The 16721-nt window shown below is 42.1% G+C and carries 14 protein-coding genes and 1 pseudogene; 7 read left to right on the top strand and 8 right to left on the bottom strand.

What is annotated here, in order from left to right; all coding sequences use genetic code 11:
• Positions 1-2058, top strand: a pseudogene (locus DP116_RS17590) (S-layer family protein); the annotation flags it as partial.
• Positions 2059-2347: 289 nt separating this feature from the next.
• Here the strand turns inward: DP116_RS17590 and DP116_RS17585 are convergent.
• Together DP116_RS17585 and DP116_RS17580 are read right to left on the bottom strand one after the other, a co-directional pair.
• Positions 2348-2593, bottom strand: coding sequence for a hypothetical protein (locus tag DP116_RS17585; protein WP_211173340.1), 246 nt, complete (start codon positions 2591-2593; stop codon positions 2348-2350).
• Positions 2594-2600: 7 nt separating this feature from the next.
• The gene (locus tag DP116_RS17580) at positions 2601-2873 is read right to left on the bottom strand and encodes a BrnT family toxin (RefSeq protein ID WP_169156403.1); all 273 of its coding nucleotides are present in this window, start codon (positions 2871-2873) and stop codon (positions 2601-2603) included.
• 196 nt (positions 2874-3069) lie between these two features.
• Here DP116_RS17580 and dprA point away from each other — a divergent pair, with 196 nt between their 5' ends.
• A complete protein-coding gene (dprA, locus tag DP116_RS17575; protein ID WP_169156407.1) occupies positions 3070-4191 on the top strand; it encodes a DNA-processing protein DprA in 1122 nt (373 codons plus the stop codon).
• Between the two features lie 188 nt (positions 4192-4379).
• Here the strand turns inward: dprA and psb28 are convergent, their stop codons facing one another.
• The 5 genes from psb28 to DP116_RS17550 form a co-directional block, all read right to left on the bottom strand.
• Complete coding sequence (psb28, locus tag DP116_RS17570) at positions 4380-4751, bottom strand: photosystem II reaction center protein Psb28 (RefSeq protein WP_169156402.1); 372 nt, start codon at positions 4749-4751, stop codon at positions 4380-4382.
• A 13-nt stretch (positions 4752-4764) separates the two neighbouring features.
• Positions 4765-6357 (bottom strand): serine hydrolase, encoded by a 1593-nt coding sequence (locus DP116_RS17565; RefSeq protein WP_169156401.1) that lies wholly within the window; start codon positions 6355-6357, stop codon positions 4765-4767.
• A gap of 262 nt (positions 6358-6619) precedes the next feature.
• Entirely contained in the window at positions 6620-7423 is an 804-nt protein-coding gene (locus tag DP116_RS17560; protein ID WP_169156400.1) for an RNA methyltransferase, read from the bottom strand.
• 18 nt (positions 7424-7441) lie between these two features.
• Positions 7442-8053, bottom strand: coding sequence for a hypothetical protein (locus tag DP116_RS17555; RefSeq protein WP_169156399.1), 612 nt, complete (start codon positions 8051-8053; stop codon positions 7442-7444).
• A 577-nt stretch (positions 8054-8630) separates the two neighbouring features.
• Positions 8631-9074 carry a Spy/CpxP family protein refolding chaperone gene (locus tag DP116_RS17550; protein ID WP_169156398.1) on the bottom strand — a complete coding sequence of 148 codons (444 nt, stop codon included), beginning with the start codon at positions 9072-9074 and terminating at the stop codon, positions 8631-8633.
• A 428-nt stretch (positions 9075-9502) separates the two neighbouring features.
• Between DP116_RS17550 and DP116_RS17545 the strand changes: the two genes are divergently transcribed.
• Both DP116_RS17545 and DP116_RS17540 read left to right on the top strand, forming a co-directional pair.
• Entirely contained in the window at positions 9503-10714 is a 1212-nt protein-coding gene (locus DP116_RS17545; RefSeq protein ID WP_169156397.1) for a histidine kinase, read from the top strand.
• A 34-nt stretch (positions 10715-10748) separates the two neighbouring features.
• The gene (locus DP116_RS17540; protein ID WP_169156406.1) at positions 10749-11411 is read left to right on the top strand and encodes a response regulator; all 663 of its coding nucleotides are present in this window, start codon (positions 10749-10751) and stop codon (positions 11409-11411) included.
• Here DP116_RS17540 and DP116_RS17535 read toward each other — a convergent pair.
• Positions 11404-11847 (bottom strand): nucleoside deaminase, encoded by a 444-nt coding sequence (locus DP116_RS17535; RefSeq protein WP_169156396.1) that lies wholly within the window; start codon positions 11845-11847, stop codon positions 11404-11406. The two genes, DP116_RS17540 and DP116_RS17535, sit on opposite strands and share 8 nt — an antisense overlap.
• A gap of 178 nt (positions 11848-12025) precedes the next feature.
• On the opposite strand from DP116_RS17535, the gene DP116_RS17530 reads away from it, so the two are divergent.
• From DP116_RS17530 to DP116_RS17520, 3 genes are all read left to right on the top strand, one after another.
• Positions 12026-12808 carry an ion transporter gene (locus DP116_RS17530; protein WP_169156395.1) on the top strand — a complete coding sequence of 261 codons (783 nt, stop codon included), beginning with the start codon at positions 12026-12028 and terminating at the stop codon, positions 12806-12808.
• A gap of 128 nt (positions 12809-12936) precedes the next feature.
• Positions 12937-13569 carry an OmpA family protein gene (locus DP116_RS17525; RefSeq protein WP_169156394.1) on the top strand — a complete coding sequence of 211 codons (633 nt, stop codon included), beginning with the start codon at positions 12937-12939 and terminating at the stop codon, positions 13567-13569.
• 359 nt (positions 13570-13928) lie between these two features.
• On the top strand, positions 13929-16634 hold the full coding sequence (locus DP116_RS17520) for an MHYT domain-containing protein (protein ID WP_169156393.1): 2706 nt from the start codon (positions 13929-13931) through the stop codon (positions 16632-16634).
• Positions 16635-16721: the final 87 nt, after the last annotated feature.

Raw genomic sequence — 16721 nt, 5'->3', positions numbered from 1 at the left:
GGAGGAGGAGATATTGTCGTTAATGCAAATAATTTTACTGCAACCAATGGTGGACGGTTGACAGCAGGAACTGAAGGAGTGGGAAATGCAGGTGATATTACTGTTAATGTAAATAATTTTAATATTTCTGGTGTTGGGCAGAGAGGTAATGCTGCTGGTGTGAGCAACCAGACTGTTGATGGTGCTTCTGGTAATGCAGGTAATATTTTTATTAACAGCAAATCCTTTAATGGTTCATCGGGTGCAGGTGTGAGCAATCAAGTACTAGCAGAATCACAAGGTGATGGTGGCAATATCAATATTACGAGTGGCTCTTTCTCACTTAGTGATACTGCTTCAATAGATGCTAGCACTTATGGAGAAGGGGATGCAGGTAATGTATTGGTGCGTGCGTCTGGTTCAGTTGAGCTTGTCAATGCGAAAATCTTCAGCAATGTGGAAAGAGGAGGTGTGGGCAATGGTGGCAATATCGACATTAAGGCAGCAACTCTGTCGCTTAAAGATAGTGCTCAACTGCAAGCTATAGTTCGTGGAGAATCTGAGACTCAGCTAGCCGGAAGGGGAGATGCAGGCGATGTCACTGTTGATGTCACTGGACCAGTAACAATTGTTGGGGTCAAGGATGGATCGCGTAGTGCGATTTTCAGCTCGGTGGGAACGAGAGCGACGGGCAATGGGGGAAATATTACGATTTCCTCTGGTTCGTTCTCTTTAAGCGATGGTGCTGAATTGAGTGCCAGCACATTTGGGCAAGGAAATGCAGGTAATGTGTCAGTGCGGGCTTCGGATTTAGTTTCACTTGTCAATGCGGACATCTTCAGCAATGTGGAAGCAGGAGGTGTGGGCAAAGGAGGCAATATCGATATCAAGGCGGCAACACTGTCCCTCACTGATAGCGCTCAATTGCAAACCTTGGTTCGTGAAGCATCTGGCAACCAGTTAGCTGGAAACGGGAATGCAGGCAATGTCACTGTTGATGTCACAGGTTCTGTGACGATTGCTGGGGTGAAGAATGAATTTCGCAGTGGGATTCGCAGTCGAGTCAACACGGGGGCGACAGGCAATGGGGGGAACATTACTATTACAAGTGGTTCCTTCTCTTTAACCGATGGCGCTCAACTAAATGCCAGTACCTTAGGACAAGGAAATGCAGGCAATGTGTCGGTGCGAGCCTCTGATTTAGTTTCTCTTGTTAATGCGGACATCTTCAGCAATGTGGAAGCAGGAGGTGTGGGCAAAGGAGGCAATATCGATATCAAGGCGGCAACACTGTCCCTCACTGATAGCGCTCAATTGCAAACCTTGGTTCGTGAAGCATCTGGCAACCAGTTAGCTGGAAACGGGAATGCAGGCAATGTCACTGTTGATGTCACAGGTTCTGTGACGATTGCTGGGGTGAAGAATGAATTTCGCAGTGGGATTCGCAGTCGAGTCAACACGGGGGCGACAGGCAATGGGGGGAACATTACTATTACAAGTGGTTCCTTCTCTTTAACCGATGGTGCTCAACTGACTGCCAGCACATTTGGACGAGGGGATGCAGGCAATGTGTCGGTGCGAACGTCTGGTTCAGTTGAGCTTGTCAACGGGGATATCTTCAGCACTCTGGGATCAACAGGAGTGGGCAAAGGTGGCAATATGGACATTAACGCTGCTTCTGTTTCCCTTAGGGATGGTGCTGAACTGAGTGCCAGCACGTTTGGACAAGGGAATGCAGGCAATGTGTCAGTGCGAGCTAACGATTCCGTTGAGCTTGCCAATAATGGGTACATTTTCAGCACTGTGGGATCAACAGCAGTGGGGAATGGTGGCAACATCAACATCAACGCTCCAATAGTATCCCTCAAAGATGGCGCGCAACTGGCCACCGTCACATTTGGGCAAGGGGATGCAGGTGATGTCATCATTAATGCTAACCAACGTGTTATCCTCAAGGGCAGCACTCAAAGTCCCGATGGTGTCTTCATCCCCACTGCTGTCCTCGCGGGGGTTCCCCCCGTTGAAGCATCTGGCGTGGTTTCCCCCATGAGGAACTGCCGAAAGGGTTCCCCGGCATAAACCAAGTGGCGGTGCAAGATCTAGGATTTATACTACCAGGGTTCCGGATCAGGAGTTGTCCGCTCGACCTACTTCGTCTTTTTTATGTGCGCTTTACCGCTATATCCTATTATCGCATAACGGGGGCGTTTTTGTTCGCGAATTTAAAAGCCGTCCTAGAAGGACGGGGCTTTAAACCCAATTTTTCGGTAAATTGGAAAGGCTGAAGAAAACTTAACTCATCGTTCTCATTTCTTCAAGCTATGCAAAAACTGTACCTTCTGTCAAGTATTTTTACTGAACTGGCGCTCTAGGGGCGTTCATCCGTCTGCTCCAACGAAGTGTTAAGCTCCAGTCTGGATGCAGGAGATTGTTTTTCCTGCATTACTCTGATCAAAAACCGTAAAGCTTCATTGACCGCATCAGCATTGGGAAACATTTCTGCGACATCAGGTTCTAAACGAACAGTTATTGGGCCAAAGCTCTTTCGTCCGGAACCTAGCCTTCTGACCCTTAAACTCTTTAAGTCATATTCTGACCGAAGCTCGTCTTCCATTTCTGGCTTACCCTTCTTCATAGGCTTCTCGCTCAGCTCGTGTTACTTCCCTGGCACTAATGAGACGAATTGAATCTCCTCTCTGCGTATAAGACACAATTAGCAAGCGTCCTCGGTTTGACTGTCCAACAATAAGGTAGCGGTTTTCTTCGTCTGAGTGGTCTGGATCGTAGAAGTCAACATAAAGTGGATCATCGAAAACTGTTTTGGCTTCTTCAAAGGAAACTCCGTGCTTTGACAGATTTTTTGCCGCTTTGTTGTCGTCCCACTCAAACTTCATAAAGTAATTGTAGCATGGTGCATTTAAGGGTTAAAAACTGGTAATTGTCATGGCGAGTCATAACAATAAAATATATCAATAAGTGTATGACAGTGTGGCGATGCCGCAAAGCGTCAAGCCTCCACCTTATCGCGTACATGTATCTTTGCTTCTCCAATCTGGGAATAATCAACCCAGTAGACTTGAGGATGGGCAATTGGGACAAGAACGTGCATATTGGCTCGCTTGGTCGCAAATTTCTGGAGTTGGTCCAGTATTATTACGACGGTTGCAGCAGCATTTTGGTACACTGGCAGCAGCTTGGGACGCGAAACCTGCACAGTTAAAAGAAGTAGAAGGTTTTGGTTTTCAAACGCTGCAAAAGGTGGTGCAACAACGTTCTCGTTTACATCCTGAACAATTTTTGCAGCAACACCAAGAGCAAAACCCGAGTTTTTGGACACCTGCAGATGCAGACTATCCTCGGTTACTACTGGAAATACCCAGTCCACCACCCATTGTGTATTATCGTGGTGAAATAGATTTGCAAGAAAATCTGGGACAAAAACAACTCGTCGCGATTGTAGGGACACGCCAACCCTCAGAGTATGGTATGCGATGGACTCGTCAAATTAGTACAGCTTTGGCGAAAAATGGGTTTACTGTTGTTTCTGGTTTGGCAGAAGGAATTGACACTGAAAGTCACGCCGCCACTGTGAAAGCTGGAGGACGCACGATCGCAGTTTTAGGTACAGGCGTAGATGTTGTCTATCCATCTAAAAATGTGGAACTGTACAAGCAGATTTTGACTGCTGGTTTGGTTGTGAGTGAGTATCCAGCAAAGACACCACCAGATCGCACTCACTTTCCCCGTCGCAACAGAATTATCGCAGGTTTAAGTCGTGCTGTGCTGGTGATGGAAGCACCGATAAAATCAGGTGCTTTGATTACTGCAAGCTACGCAAATGATTTTGGGCGAGATATCTATGTCCTCCCAGGAAGAGTGGATGATCACCCATCCCAAGGGTGTTTAAAGCTACTCAGCCAAGGGGCGACTCCCATTCTTAAGGAATTAGACGAACTCTTAAAAATGCTGGGAGCAATACCACAACTTGATTCTGTTGAAGCATCTCCATCACCGCAGCAGTTAACTCTGCCAGATTTACCAGCAGAACTCCAACGAGTTATGGATGCAATTGCTTCAGAAGCTTTACCCTTTGATTTTATTGTTCAACAAACGGGCATGGCTACGGGTGAGGTTTCGAGTGCTTTGTTGCAATTGGAGTTGATGGGTTTGGTTTCGCAATTACCGGGGATGCGGTATCAGCGATGTTTATAAAATTACTCCTTTCGGTGTGGTGAAGAATACCTATTTTTTAACCGCAGAGGCGCAGAGAACACAGAGAGAGGAGTCAATTACTATACGTAATCTCATACTACGGACACCAGGAGACTTTCAAGCCTGTTCCCTGTTCCCTGTTCCCTGTTCCCTGTTCCCCGTTCCCTGTTCCCTCCCTGCCATCACAACTATTGCGATTCTCCGTATACCATATCATTCGCTTCAGCATAACGGTTCATAAATCTCATGAATCGTTCCCAGTGGTCCTGTTGCTCTACTTCAAATTTACATTCTACGCGCTGCAACTCATCACCTTCTGCACCACCAAAAATGAATTGTGTGGAAGATGGAGTGACGCTGATTTCACCTTCTTCGTCTGTTAAAAGCATGGAATTTAAAGGTTGTTTTGTAAAGCTATTAAATCCTTCCAACGCTTTGATTCGCGCAAAAATCATTACAATAATACGCTTGCCAGAAGTGAGATTACGTCGCAAGCTAACATTGCTGAGTTCTTCACGAATGCCAGAAAAAAATTGGATTGAGGGTGTGATAGATGTCATGAAAAAGGAAAATTTATCGCTGGTAAGGATAATAATACTGCGGATTCATCACCGGAGGCTGAACGGGAAGCTGAACGGGAGGCTGATAACCATTGGGGGGTATAGTGCTTCCCATGCCGTTGGGTAGAGGCTGACTCATGACTGGGGGTTGATAACCAGTTGTGGGCATTGTGCTTCCCATACCGTTGGGTAGAGGCTGACTCATGACTGGGGATTGATAACCAGTTGTAGGGATTGTACTTCCTGAACTAGGAGGTATGGGAGCAGTTGGGCTAAATTGTTGATAAGCGGCCCGAGAAATTGAGCTAATGAGTTTTTCGGCGCCGGGATCGTTATTAGGACGTTGTACCATAACAGCGAGTACGTAACGTTTGCCAGTGGGCATATCAATTAAACCTGCATCTGCAAGGGTTGTCCCAATATCACCCGTTTTATGGGCAATTGTTGCGCCTGGTCCTAAACCACTAGGCAGGAGCTGATTTCTCACAGTGCGACGCATAATATCTAGTATGCGATCGCGCGATGCCACACTCACCAAATTTCCCTTGTTCACCATCCCCATCAGCTTCCCTAATTCCTTGGGACTTGTGGTGTTTGTCCCTTGCAAATCAGGGAGGGGATTACTAATTGTAGTTGTTGTCAAACCCCAATTGCGGAAACGCTGATTCAGCGTCTCGATACCACCTAAGCGAGCAATCAGCATGTTTGTTGCTGTGTTGTCGCTGACTGTTATCATCTTAGTCGCCACTTCCATGATTCTGAACTGAGTTCCGGCTGGTTTATACTGCATATCCCCAGAACCACCAACAACCATTCGCTTGGTCATGGTGAGTGTTTCATCCAGGCTAATTTTGCCAGCATCTACATCTTGGAAAAAGGCAATCAAAATCGGAATCTTAATCGTGCTAGCAGCAGAAAAACTGGAGGAGGCATTCACATCTACATAATTGCCATTGTCTAAATCTACCAAGAAAATTCCTGGTGTGAGATTAGGGTTTGCGGCTGCCAAATTTTGTACTATAGTTTTTAAAGAAGAAATTTCCTGAGTCAGGAATAACCCTGAAGCAGCTTCTGAGGGATTTTGGGTAAACTGTGGCTGTGCCTGCCCGATAGTTGTATCAGATGATCTTCCACTGGATGTGGCGATGCGAGTTGCTGGATCTAACACTGATAACGCCGTACCTACGATTGCACCGACACCAACTCCTACAATTAACAACCGTAAGGCATACAAAAATGTTTTTGCCATCGGCTTTAAGCGCTTCTTTTGTCGAGATGCACCGATTTTTCTTGGTAACGGCTGCTTCCGCATTTGCACATTTTTTGACTGTACTTTCTTTGGATTGTATGGTGGAATCCTTCCTTTGGCAGCAGCTGTTGGTTTGGCTGGTGTTGGTGGTACTCCTGATCGCTTTATCGGCGAAGTCACAGGGATTAAGGGGGGAATCGATTTTATACGTGTAGGCATTGTTCGGCTGTAGGGGGCTTGCTGCTGCTTTGTCGCTTCGACTTTATTTTGCCCCTGCTTTTGAACTTTGCTTTTAACCGGACGGCGGCTGGTTTTTGGACGCCGTGAGACTGTTTTTATAACGGTTCTCGTTGGCATAAGATAGGGTAGCTATAAAAGTGTAAAATAAAGAACACATCTAGAAAGGTTTTACTTTATTGGCTAAAGTCGCTTTCGAGCAATCCCTGATGGGAATTGAAATGTCTTTTGTGTGCGGACTTTGTAGCCACTCTTTCAATTTACCTCTAAGGCACCTTATTATTTACATTAATTTTTGCTTATAATAGTTAGTTATTTGAATTGAGCTTAAGTTATTATGACAAGTTTTGGGACGATGAGTTAGTACACAAGTTAGGATGAGTTAAAAGCCTTGATGATTGTTCCGGTTCTCTAGCGCCCATTCTACCTGTCGTAAAATACCTCGCAGCATCGCAACTTCTTTAGTTTGTAATTGAGCACGATTATACATTTGCCGAAATGTTTCCATACGGCTAGCTGCTGTATGAGGATAAAGATATCCAATCTTGAGTAGTAGTGATTCTAACTGTTGGTAGTATTCTTCCAAGATGTTCAAAGGTGCAGACTCGTGAACAGATGCGGGGATGGGCACAGCAAAAGGTGCAGATAATTTTTTACTAGTAATCGCCGTGTTTTCTCTAAGCGTGTCCTCTTGATTCTCTGTGTCACTTTTTGCTAACTCATAACAGCAAATAGCCACAGCAGTCGCCAAATTCAACGATGGATAATTAGAACTGGTAGGAATACGAATAAACCGCTGAGCATAATTTAATTCTTCATTACTCAGTCCTCGATCTTCCCTACCAAAAATGATCGCGGCTGGTTGTTGTGGTTGATCCAGTAACCAAGGTAGTGCTGTGGAGGGATTTTCCAGGGGGGAATCCCAGTGACGAACACGGGCTGTGGTGGCGATCGCCCGCGTACATCCTTGCAGTGCTTCTGGTAGCGTCGTCACTGATACTGCTGACTCTAAAATATCCCTAGCATGAACCGCCATTTGAAGCGCTTCTGTTGCAAGCGGTTTACATTGGGGATTAACCAGTACTAGATGATTTAACCCAAAATTTTTCATCACCCGTGCGATCGACCCGACATTAATTGGTCCTGCTGGTTCTACTAGGATAACTCTCACCTGGTTTAATGCCATTTACTGCCCCTGTGTTATTTACCTGGTTTCAAAAGAAGGCTTCTGCCATAATCTTGTTGGGTTTGCTGGCGTAAGCAAAAATCCTCTGTTCGGGTTTTCTAGTCCACGGTTCAATTCTCCATTCGGGTTTGCTGGCGTGAGCAAAAGTCCTCTGTTTGGGTTTTCTGGTACACGGTTCAATCCTCCATTCAAGCTTCCGGGTGTGAGTACAGCCCCGTTAGGGGTAACTCTATTGGTGTTGATGTTAACGCGCGTCCCATTCTGATAATAGTAAGTGGTAGAGCCATTGCCATTATTGATTGTTGTGGCAGGAGAAATTGTACTGCCATCTGGTGTGTTAATAACACCATTTTGATGAACGCGCGTCCCATAAGGATAATTGAGAATGTTGCCTACACCAGGACTAGAAGTGGAATTACTTTGTGCCTCAGCCGCAGATGGTGTTAAAAAACTGACTCCTAATGTTGTCAGGGCTAATATCAAGAGCTTGAAGACCTTTGGGCGATGATATGTAGAATATCTGGTTACAGGACGCGGCACAACACAATTAGCCCTAGATATTTCACCTACCTCTACAGTTGAGACTTTACTGAACAACTTAGAGGACAGCTTATTTATCGAAAATACCATTATCATCTTTCTTGTGTTCAAAGCTTTTTTTTATGAGTGTTGCATTATGGAAGCTTGCCAAGTAAGAACTTAGTGGGGCTTCTATACCTATGATAGAAAACTGTTAAGCAACTTCACTCGAAAATATAGCGTCTTTGTGTTTTCACGCGAGATTATCAGTCTAAGTAGGTAGGCGTAATTAATTCGCAGATAGCGGTAGTGGGAGCAAGATGCTCCCTACTTTATTACCAACGCGGGCTGTCCTGCCCCGAAGTCGCTACAACGCGCTTAACCCGACGCCAGATACCTACAGAGGGAAACCCTTCTGCAGTACTGGCTCCCTCCGGGTTCACCAGTCGCTTAGGTCGGGAGACCCTCCTGCAGCGCTGGATTCACCGCAACGCGCAACTCTTGGCACTACATTTTATATTTAATTCAAACCACCTACTTAATTTTAAATCTTAAGCAGGCGAGACTCTTGAAAAAATCAGATCCCCGACAACTTTTAAAGGAGTCGGGGATCTCAATAGGACTTAATTTTTAGACTACCGAGCTAGTGCAAACTCACATAGCTGTGATCAACAACACCAGTGATAAACTACATATTGGGTTGCTGACGACGAGCACCCTTTTCCTGGCGGTATTTTTGGAGTTGCTGCTTTTGCTCTGGGGTTAGAACGGCTTCAATTTGTGTTTTCTGTGACTGCATCACTTGTTTTAGTTGGTTTTTCTGGTCATCAGAAAGATTTAAAGCTGCAAACCCACCTTTTCCCTGGCGGTTTTGCCTAGCGGTTTTTAACTGTTCTCGTTGTTGTTCGGTGAGAATTTTATCAACTTCAGTGCGGGTATTTGTACGGATTTCTTTTATTTTGGCTTTTTGGTCACTCGTTAGTCCTAAACGTTGAAATGATCCTTCTTTTTCCTGAGATTGTGCAACAACTAAGGGCAAAGAGGAGTTTGCTTCTGCTTTAACGGCGAAGGAGGCTGTTGTTAAACTGAGGGCGATCGCTCCACAAATGAGTGATAAGTTCTTAAGCTTCATTTAAGTCTGTTTCGTTTTTCTCCTAGTTGATACAACTATGATAAGAGTTCAATTTTGAGAATCACATGAGGAAAAAGTCATGAATAGACCATGACTTTAGTCATGGTCTACAATCAGTAAATTCATCAAAAAATCATGAAGCATTGTGTCCTAAAAATATCACCGTAACTACAGAAAATGTATGTGTATCAAGCTTTCAATACTTAAGAAAAGTCATAATGCAGAATGAACTGTAGCTCTTCGCTTGTACATAGTTTTATGTTTTTTGCACTTTTCGCTAGTATTAATTAATACTCAAAAATTTAGGTTTGAGAATTTGGTATAACTTCGCATTTCTACAAACCTAAATTTTTCATCAAAAAACCTTAACGGAACAGTGTTGATTTATAGTTTTACTATAAAAACTAGTTGAGCTTGAGTGTATTTTTGTGAGCCGTTCGATTCAATTTCACAATCATCCTTTTCGGTTTCTACTATATTTGGAGTGGATATTGCTGGCGTTTACTGCTTTTACAGCAGCTCTACCATCTCACCGATATCGAGTTCAAACTGGCTTGACTGAACTGACAATTTGTAGTCTGGTGCTTTTTGGGTTAATGGGTTTGAGGTTACCAACTCGTAACCATATAAGTAAAGTCCTTTACACCACCCTGGAAATATTTATAATTGTATTAGTTGGACTTTTTGGAGGTAAAGGTGATAGAGTATTTCCTTTTATTGACCTGATTTTAGTAACTCGCAGTTGTTTAATTTTTCAGTTACCAGGTCGCTTAGTCGTCACAGGTTTATCATTTCTTTTATTTTTGCTAACACTAAGGCGTCGTTTTGAACGGATGCCACTTTCACTATTAGCACAAGAGCGTTTTTGGTTTTTTAATTTAAACTTTGCTATAGTTTTTATCTTAGCTTTATTGTTTGTTTTACTATTAATGAATGCAGTTTTATCTGAGCGACAAAGTCGAGATAAACTAGCGATGGCTAATGAAAAACTGCGTCAATATGCTTTGCGAATTGAAAATCAAGCCACTCTTGAAGAACGCAATCGCATTGCTCGTGAAATACATGATTCCTTAGGACACTCTCTCACAGCTTTGAATTTACAATTAGAAACTGGGTTGAAGCTTTGGAATTCTAATCCAACAAAAGCACAAACTTTTTTAGGAAGGGCAAAAGAGTTAGGTTCTAAAGCATTACAAGATGTGCGTCAATCAGTGTCTGCGATGCGTTCTCATCCTTTGCAAGAGCAATCTTTGGAACAGGCGATCGCCGGACTCGCAGAAAATGTTCAACGTTCAACTGGTGTCACACCAATTTGTCAAATTGACTTATCTCACCCGATTCCAGTTGAAGTTAGCACAGCTGTTTACCGCATTGTCCAAGAATCATTCACAAATATCTGTAAGTATGCACAAGCTACAGAAGTTAAACTAGAAATAACCACAACAAAAACTAGTTTGCAGTTGAAGGTTGAGGACAATGGCATAGGATTTGATTTAACACAAAATACCACTGGTTTTGGACTTCAAAGTATGCGCGATCGCACTTTGGCACTGAATGGTCATTTTGATATGAATAGTGCTCCTGGTTCTGGTTGCACAATGACAGCTTATATTCCCTTATCTAAAGTTACCACAAATTAATTTTCTTACTGACAATCAATAACTAATGACTAATCTGATTAAAGTTCTACTTGTAGATGATCAAAGTTTAATTCGTCAAGGATTAAAAGCATTATTGGAATTAGAACAAGATTTAGAAATCGTCGGAGAGGCAGAAAATGGAGAAATTGCAATTCATTTTATTGAAGAATTCTATCCAGATGTCGTACTCATGGATATTAGAATGCCTATTATGGACGGTGTTGCAGCAACTCGGGAAATTCAAAAGCGTTTTCCCAAAACTAAAGTTTTAGTACTGACAACTTTTGATGATGATGAGTATGTAAAAACAGCTTTACAAAATGGAGCAATGGGTTATTTACTAAAAGATACACCTTCAGAAGAGTTGGCTGTTGCTATTCGTGCTGTTAACAAAGGATATACTCAATTAGGACCAGGGATAGTTAAAAAACTTTTCAGCCAATTTTCTAGTGTAACACCAACCAAATCACCATCCCCACCAGAGAGCTTAGGTGAATTAACTCCTAGAGAAAAAGAAGTTTTGCGATTGATTGCTACAGGTGCTAGTAACCGAGAAATTGCACAACAACTTTATATTTCTGAAGGGACAGTGAAGAATCATGTCACAAATATCTTGAATCGTTTAGATTTGCGCGATCGCACCCAAGCTGCAATTTTTGCGAATTCTTTTTTACCCTATTTCAATGACCCTAGTTAAAAGTTGATTTTTTATGAAATAATTTGATACACTCTTCTCTTAAAACACCTCTTGTGACTTTGATTTTTCTAAAACTCTTAACAATCACCTCTTCAGATGATATGTTAATTTGAGATTGATTCACTGATATTAAATCTTCAATAGAAGCACCGTATATAATTTCTGATAAACCAGTCCAAACGCAAGCAGATGCACACATCGGACAAGGTTCACCAGTAGTATATATCGTATAACCTTCTAAAGAAGGGTTTTGTAGTTGAGTGGTTAAACTGCGAATCACATTAATTTCTGCATGAGCAGAAGGGTCATTGTCTCGCTTCACAGTATTATAAGCTTGGGCAACCACTTGGTTATCTTTGACAATCACAGCACCATATGGGGCGTCTCCTTTCTTTGCTTCTTCCAACGCCAAACGCATAAAATCTTCTTGATTCATAATTACCTTGGGAGTCTAAAATTAGAATTTTCCAGAATATAGCATATCCTACGGTAACGCGTTCAAAAGTCAACAGACCTGAATAAAACTTTTTCTATTGCTAAGCTAGTCTTTAGATTCACAATCAATTGTAGATTCTTCCTCTTGCTGAATTTGTTCGACGGGACTTCTGGAAATTATGTTACTTAGCAGAGAAAAAACAGCTTTTTACTTGAAAGACTTAGAGACACCAATAGGTAAATTTGTGAATTTAACTATTGCTGGTCTGGTTTTACTATCATCAGTTATTTTTGTTGCACAAACCTATAATCTATCTGATAATTTACGAAACTTTTTAGATTCAATAGATACGGTAGTACTACTTATTTTTTCGATTGAGTATTTACTCCGTGTTTGGAGTGAGGAAAATAAGATTAAGTATATTTTTAGTTTTTATTCTTTGATTGACTTAATAGCAATTGTACCCTATTTTCTAGGTGGCGTTGATATCAGCTTTGTTCGACTATTACGATGGTTCAGAATTTTACGTTTAATTCGGTTTATAGATAATAAATTTTTCTGGGGTGTCAGCACAGAAGACAGTTTAGTTTCTACACGAATCTTATTTACGTTATTTGCGATTATTTTTATCTACTCAGGTTTAATTTATCAAGTAGAGCATCCTGTTAACTCAGAAAATTTTGCGACTTTTTTGGATGCTTTTTATTTTTCTATAGTTACTATGACCACTGTTGGTTTTGGCGATGTCACTCCAATTTCTGAACTAGGTCGTTTGCTGACAGTATTAATGATTTTAACAGGTATTGCTCTCATTCCTTGGCAAGTAGGTGATTTGATCAAGCGATTAGTCAAAACTGCGAATCAAGTAGAAACAATTTGTTCTGGCTGTGGTTTATCATTCCATGATACAGATGCTAAATTCTGCAAAGTTTGTGGTACTAATCTGAGAAATCATTCGTAATTCGTTATTATTTCTTCCAGAATAAAAAGTATCCTTAGTAACAAAAAGCGCCTATAACTTAAGAAAGAAGCATTTGTTTTTTATTTGACGTATGCTTTCCCAAAATGGTAAAATTATGAAAAGAACAAATGCATTCCTTCCGTTTCACCACTTACCTAGCGCCTATTGCCCTGACAATCGTCGCTAACAATTTTGTGTATTGTGCTACCGCAAAAACTGAATCCCCTCAAACAGAGTTTTTAAAAGCACAATTACTTGCACTAGAGTTCTCAAAAATCCAAACTCCCATTGTTCAGTTTTCTAAGGATACATATCCGGAAGTCAACTTACCTGAGATTATATCTGAGCAAATTATAGTTCAGGAAAATCAGTACTTAACTATTATCACCCTGCCAGCAGATATCTTATTTGATTCTAATAAAGATACGATTCGCCCAGATGCAGAGAAAATGTTGCGTCAAGTCAGTCAGGCAATCAATAATCATTATCCTCACACTTGGTTACAAATTTTAGGACATACTGACTCTAAGGGGTCTAAAGATGATAACCTAAAATTGTCAGAGCAATGGGTAGCAGCAGTGCAAAAGTGGCTGAGTGAAAAAGGTGGCATAGACATTTCTTTGATATCAAAAGAGGGTTATGGAGAAGCCCAACCTATAGCACCAAATCAAAAATCTGATAGTTCGGATAATCCCGCAGGACGACAAAGGAACCGTCGGATTGAAATTGTTATTCAAAAGTTGGTAAATCATCAGGTGTAAATGACTTTTAGAAAGCAAGCAGCTATTGGCTGGTTATAAACACTACTATAGACAGAAATTCTTTCAAGTTGTATGTTGTAATAACAACGACCATTATTTGACAGTTAAATCAGGTTTAATATTTTCTTATTAAAAATAAAATTATAAAATAAACATTACTGTAGTGGAAAACTCGTAGTAGTGTCTCACAAGCGAGACAGATACTATTTGCATCTGCTATTTTCAAAAGAGTGATTGCATCTACCGAACTTAGTGGTCAAAATTTTTCCAATTCATGAGTGTGCTGCACTTGATGAAAGTGATAACAATACTCATGTTTTGTTTGCTATTTTACAAAGAGCCAAAGTGAGGTTAACAAGATGTTGCAGGCAGATGTGGCGATGAGTAGTACTTACAATCCATTTCTTGTTGCCCTTTCAATTGTCATAGCTGTCCTTGCTTCGTACACTGCTGTTGATTTGGCTGGGCAAATAACAGTAGCGAAAGCAAAAGCAAGACTAGCTTGGTTAATTGGCGCTGCAGTTGTCATGGGAATTGGTATCTGGTCAATGCACTTTGTTGCCATGCTTGCCCTCAGTTTACCAATATCGATGGGCTATGACGCGTTGACTGTGGTGCTTTCTGTGCTACCTGCGATTGTTGCCTCTGGAGGTGCGCTTTTCCTTGCCAGTCGCCCAGTCTTAAATACGCAGCAATTCCAGGCTGGTGGTGTGTTAATGGGCATTGGTATTGCGTCTATGCACTACATTGGCATGGCAGCAATGCGGATGGAAGCAGCGACTCGGTATGATCCACTACTGTTTATGCTTTCTGTGGCGATCGCCATCGGTGCATCGATGATCGCGCTGTGGATTGCTTTCCAACTGCGTTTGCAAACGGGGAAAAGTGGTAGGCGACGCAAGATTTTGAGTGCGTTCGTCATGGCAATTGCAATTTCCGGGATGCATTACACAGGGATGGCAGCTGCCTGTTTTAAACCAACCAGAGTGACTGGGACAGTCGCAACCATGCAAGTATCCCTCCCTGCGTTAGCTGTAAGTATTGGCGTTAGTACTCTCATTATCCTAAGTTTCACACTGCTAACTTCCTTTGTGGAACGGCGAATGGTTTCCCAAACACTATTACTCGAACAGCAAGAAGCTCAACGTTCGCAGCTATTCATGGACATTACCTTGCGTATTTGGCGTTCTCTCAAGTTAGAGGATGTCCTTAACACAGCGGTCTGTGAAATCAGCAAAGCACTGAACACAGACCGCGTTATTATCTATCGCTTCAATGCTGACTGGGGTGGTACCATCATTGCTGAGTCAGTAGCAAAGGGTTGGATAAAAACTTTAGGAAGAACTGTCTTTGCTCCGTTTGGCAAAGATGACATTGAAATGTACAAACAAAAGTATAAAGATGGTCAAGTCCGAGCCATAAACAACATTTCTGAGGGAAATTTTACAGACTCTTACCGAGAAATTCTTGAACGCTTTCAAATCAAGGCGATTTTGGTTGCACCTCTGTTAAGTGGGCATCGGCTTTTGGGTTTATTGTGTGCTCACCAATGTTCTGAATCTCGGAATTGGCAGCAGTTAGAAATTGATTTATTTGGGCAATTAGCCATTCAAGTAAGCCTTGCTTTAGAACAAGCAAATCTTTTGCATGAACTCAATGCTGCACAGGAAGTGCTGCGGGTACGTGACCGTGCGATCGCCGCTGCTAGCAATGCCATTGTTATAACAGACCCCCATCAGGAAGATAATCCTATCATCTTTTGCAATCCGGCATTTGAAACCATCACCGGATATTCACCACAAGAAGTTCTGGGACGCAACTGCCGATTTTTGCAAGGATCTGACACTAATCCACAGACTATTGAACAATTACGCAACGCATTGCGACAAGAGCAAGAATGTCATGTTGTGATTAAGAATTACCGTAAGGACGGTACCCCATTCTGGTGTGAATTAAGTATTGCTCCAGCACGAGACGTCACGGGACAAGTGATAAATTTTATTGGGGTGCAAACTGACATTACCTCACGCAAGCAGGCGGAGGAAGAATTGAGGCACAGCAAAGAATTCCTCCAACGTCAGCTTATGGAACTTACTGATGACGTTAAAGAGGTAGCCAAAGGTGACCTGAGAGTTCGAGCTCAAATGACAACTGGTGAAATTGGAATAGTAGCCAACTTTTTCAATACCATTATCGAAAGCTTGCAACAATTAGTCCTTCAAGTGAAACAAGCGGCTATACAGGTCAATGTTTCTGTGGGGGAAAACTCTGATGCGATTCGTCATTTAGCAGATGAAGCACTCCAACAGGCTGAAGAAATTAGCTGCACCCTTGAGTTGGTAAATCAAATGAATATCTCCATTCAAGAAGTCGCTAATAACGCTTCTCAAGCAGCACAAGTGGCTCGTACATCTGCCAATACTGCTTTGAGTGCAGGTGAAGCAATGGAGCATACCGCATCTAGCATCTTTAATTTGGAAAAAACAATTACTGAAACAGCCAAAAGGATAAAACATTTTGGCGAGTCATCCCAAGAAATTTCTAAAGTTGTGACTTTGATTAACGAAATTGCATTACAAACCAATTTACTCGCTATCAATGCTGGTCTTGAAGCGACGCGTGCAGGTGAACAATATCAGGGCTTTATTGTTATGGCTCACGAAGTTGGTCGCTTAGCAATACAGTCAGCCGAAGCAACTCAAGAAATTGAACAAATTGCAGAAAATATCCAATTTGAAACTAATGCAGTTATCCAGGCGATAGAACAAGGAACGACTCAGGTGGTAGAAAGCGCTGAGCTAGTCAAAGACGTTAAGCAAAGCATGGAGACGATTGTAAAAGTATCTCATCAAATTGACGACTTAGTTCAATCAATTTCTCAAACAACAGTGTCTCAAGCTGACACTTCGCAGGCTGTTGCTCTTTTTATGAAGGAAATTACCAAAACTTCAGAACGCACTGCTAATTCATCTGGTGTTGTGTCAACGTCTTTACAACAAACTGTAGAAGTAGCGCAGCAATTACAAGCATCAGTCAGTCTGTTTAAAACTGGTGTAGGTCGTTGACGTGATTTTTCAGAATTATAGCAGTTGCCAGTTACCAGTTATCAGTTATCAGTTATCAGTTACCAGTTATCAGTTATCAGTTATCAG

The organism is Brasilonema bromeliae SPC951, assembly GCF_012912135.1.
Classification (GTDB): domain Bacteria; phylum Cyanobacteriota; class Cyanobacteriia; order Cyanobacteriales; family Nostocaceae; genus Brasilonema; species Brasilonema bromeliae.
The sequence above is the reverse complement of the archived record's forward strand: the minus strand, read 5'-3'. Positions and strand labels throughout refer to the sequence as shown.

Coding starts and splice junctions, on each gene's coding strand:
- DP116_RS17525 (WP_169156394.1), top strand. CDS start 12,937: ATGCATTCCTTCCGTTTCACCACTTACCTAGCGCCTATTGCCCTGACA.
- DP116_RS17530 (WP_169156395.1), top strand. CDS start 12,026: ATGTTACTTAGCAGAGAAAAAACAGCTTTTTACTTGAAAGACTTAGAG.
- DP116_RS17560 (WP_169156400.1), bottom strand. CDS start 7,423: ATGGCATTAAACCAGGTGAGAGTTATCCTAGTAGAACCAGCAGGACCA.
- DP116_RS17585 (WP_211173340.1), bottom strand. CDS start 2,593: ATGGAAGACGAGCTTCGGTCAGAATATGACTTAAAGAGTTTAAGGGTC.
- DP116_RS17555 (WP_169156399.1), bottom strand. CDS start 8,053: ATGGTATTTTCGATAAATAAGCTGTCCTCTAAGTTGTTCAGTAAAGTC.
- DP116_RS17565 (WP_169156401.1), bottom strand. CDS start 6,357: ATGCCAACGAGAACCGTTATAAAAACAGTCTCACGGCGTCCAAAAACC.
- DP116_RS17580 (WP_169156403.1), bottom strand. CDS start 2,873: ATGAAGTTTGAGTGGGACGACAACAAAGCGGCAAAAAATCTGTCAAAG.
- psb28 (WP_169156402.1), bottom strand. CDS start 4,751: ATGACATCTATCACACCCTCAATCCAATTTTTTTCTGGCATTCGTGAA.
- DP116_RS17535 (WP_169156396.1), bottom strand. CDS start 11,847: ATGAATCAAGAAGATTTTATGCGTTTGGCGTTGGAAGAAGCAAAGAAA.
- DP116_RS17520 (WP_169156393.1), top strand. CDS start 13,929: ATGTTGCAGGCAGATGTGGCGATGAGTAGTACTTACAATCCATTTCTT.
- DP116_RS17550 (WP_169156398.1), bottom strand. CDS start 9,074: ATGAAGCTTAAGAACTTATCACTCATTTGTGGAGCGATCGCCCTCAGT.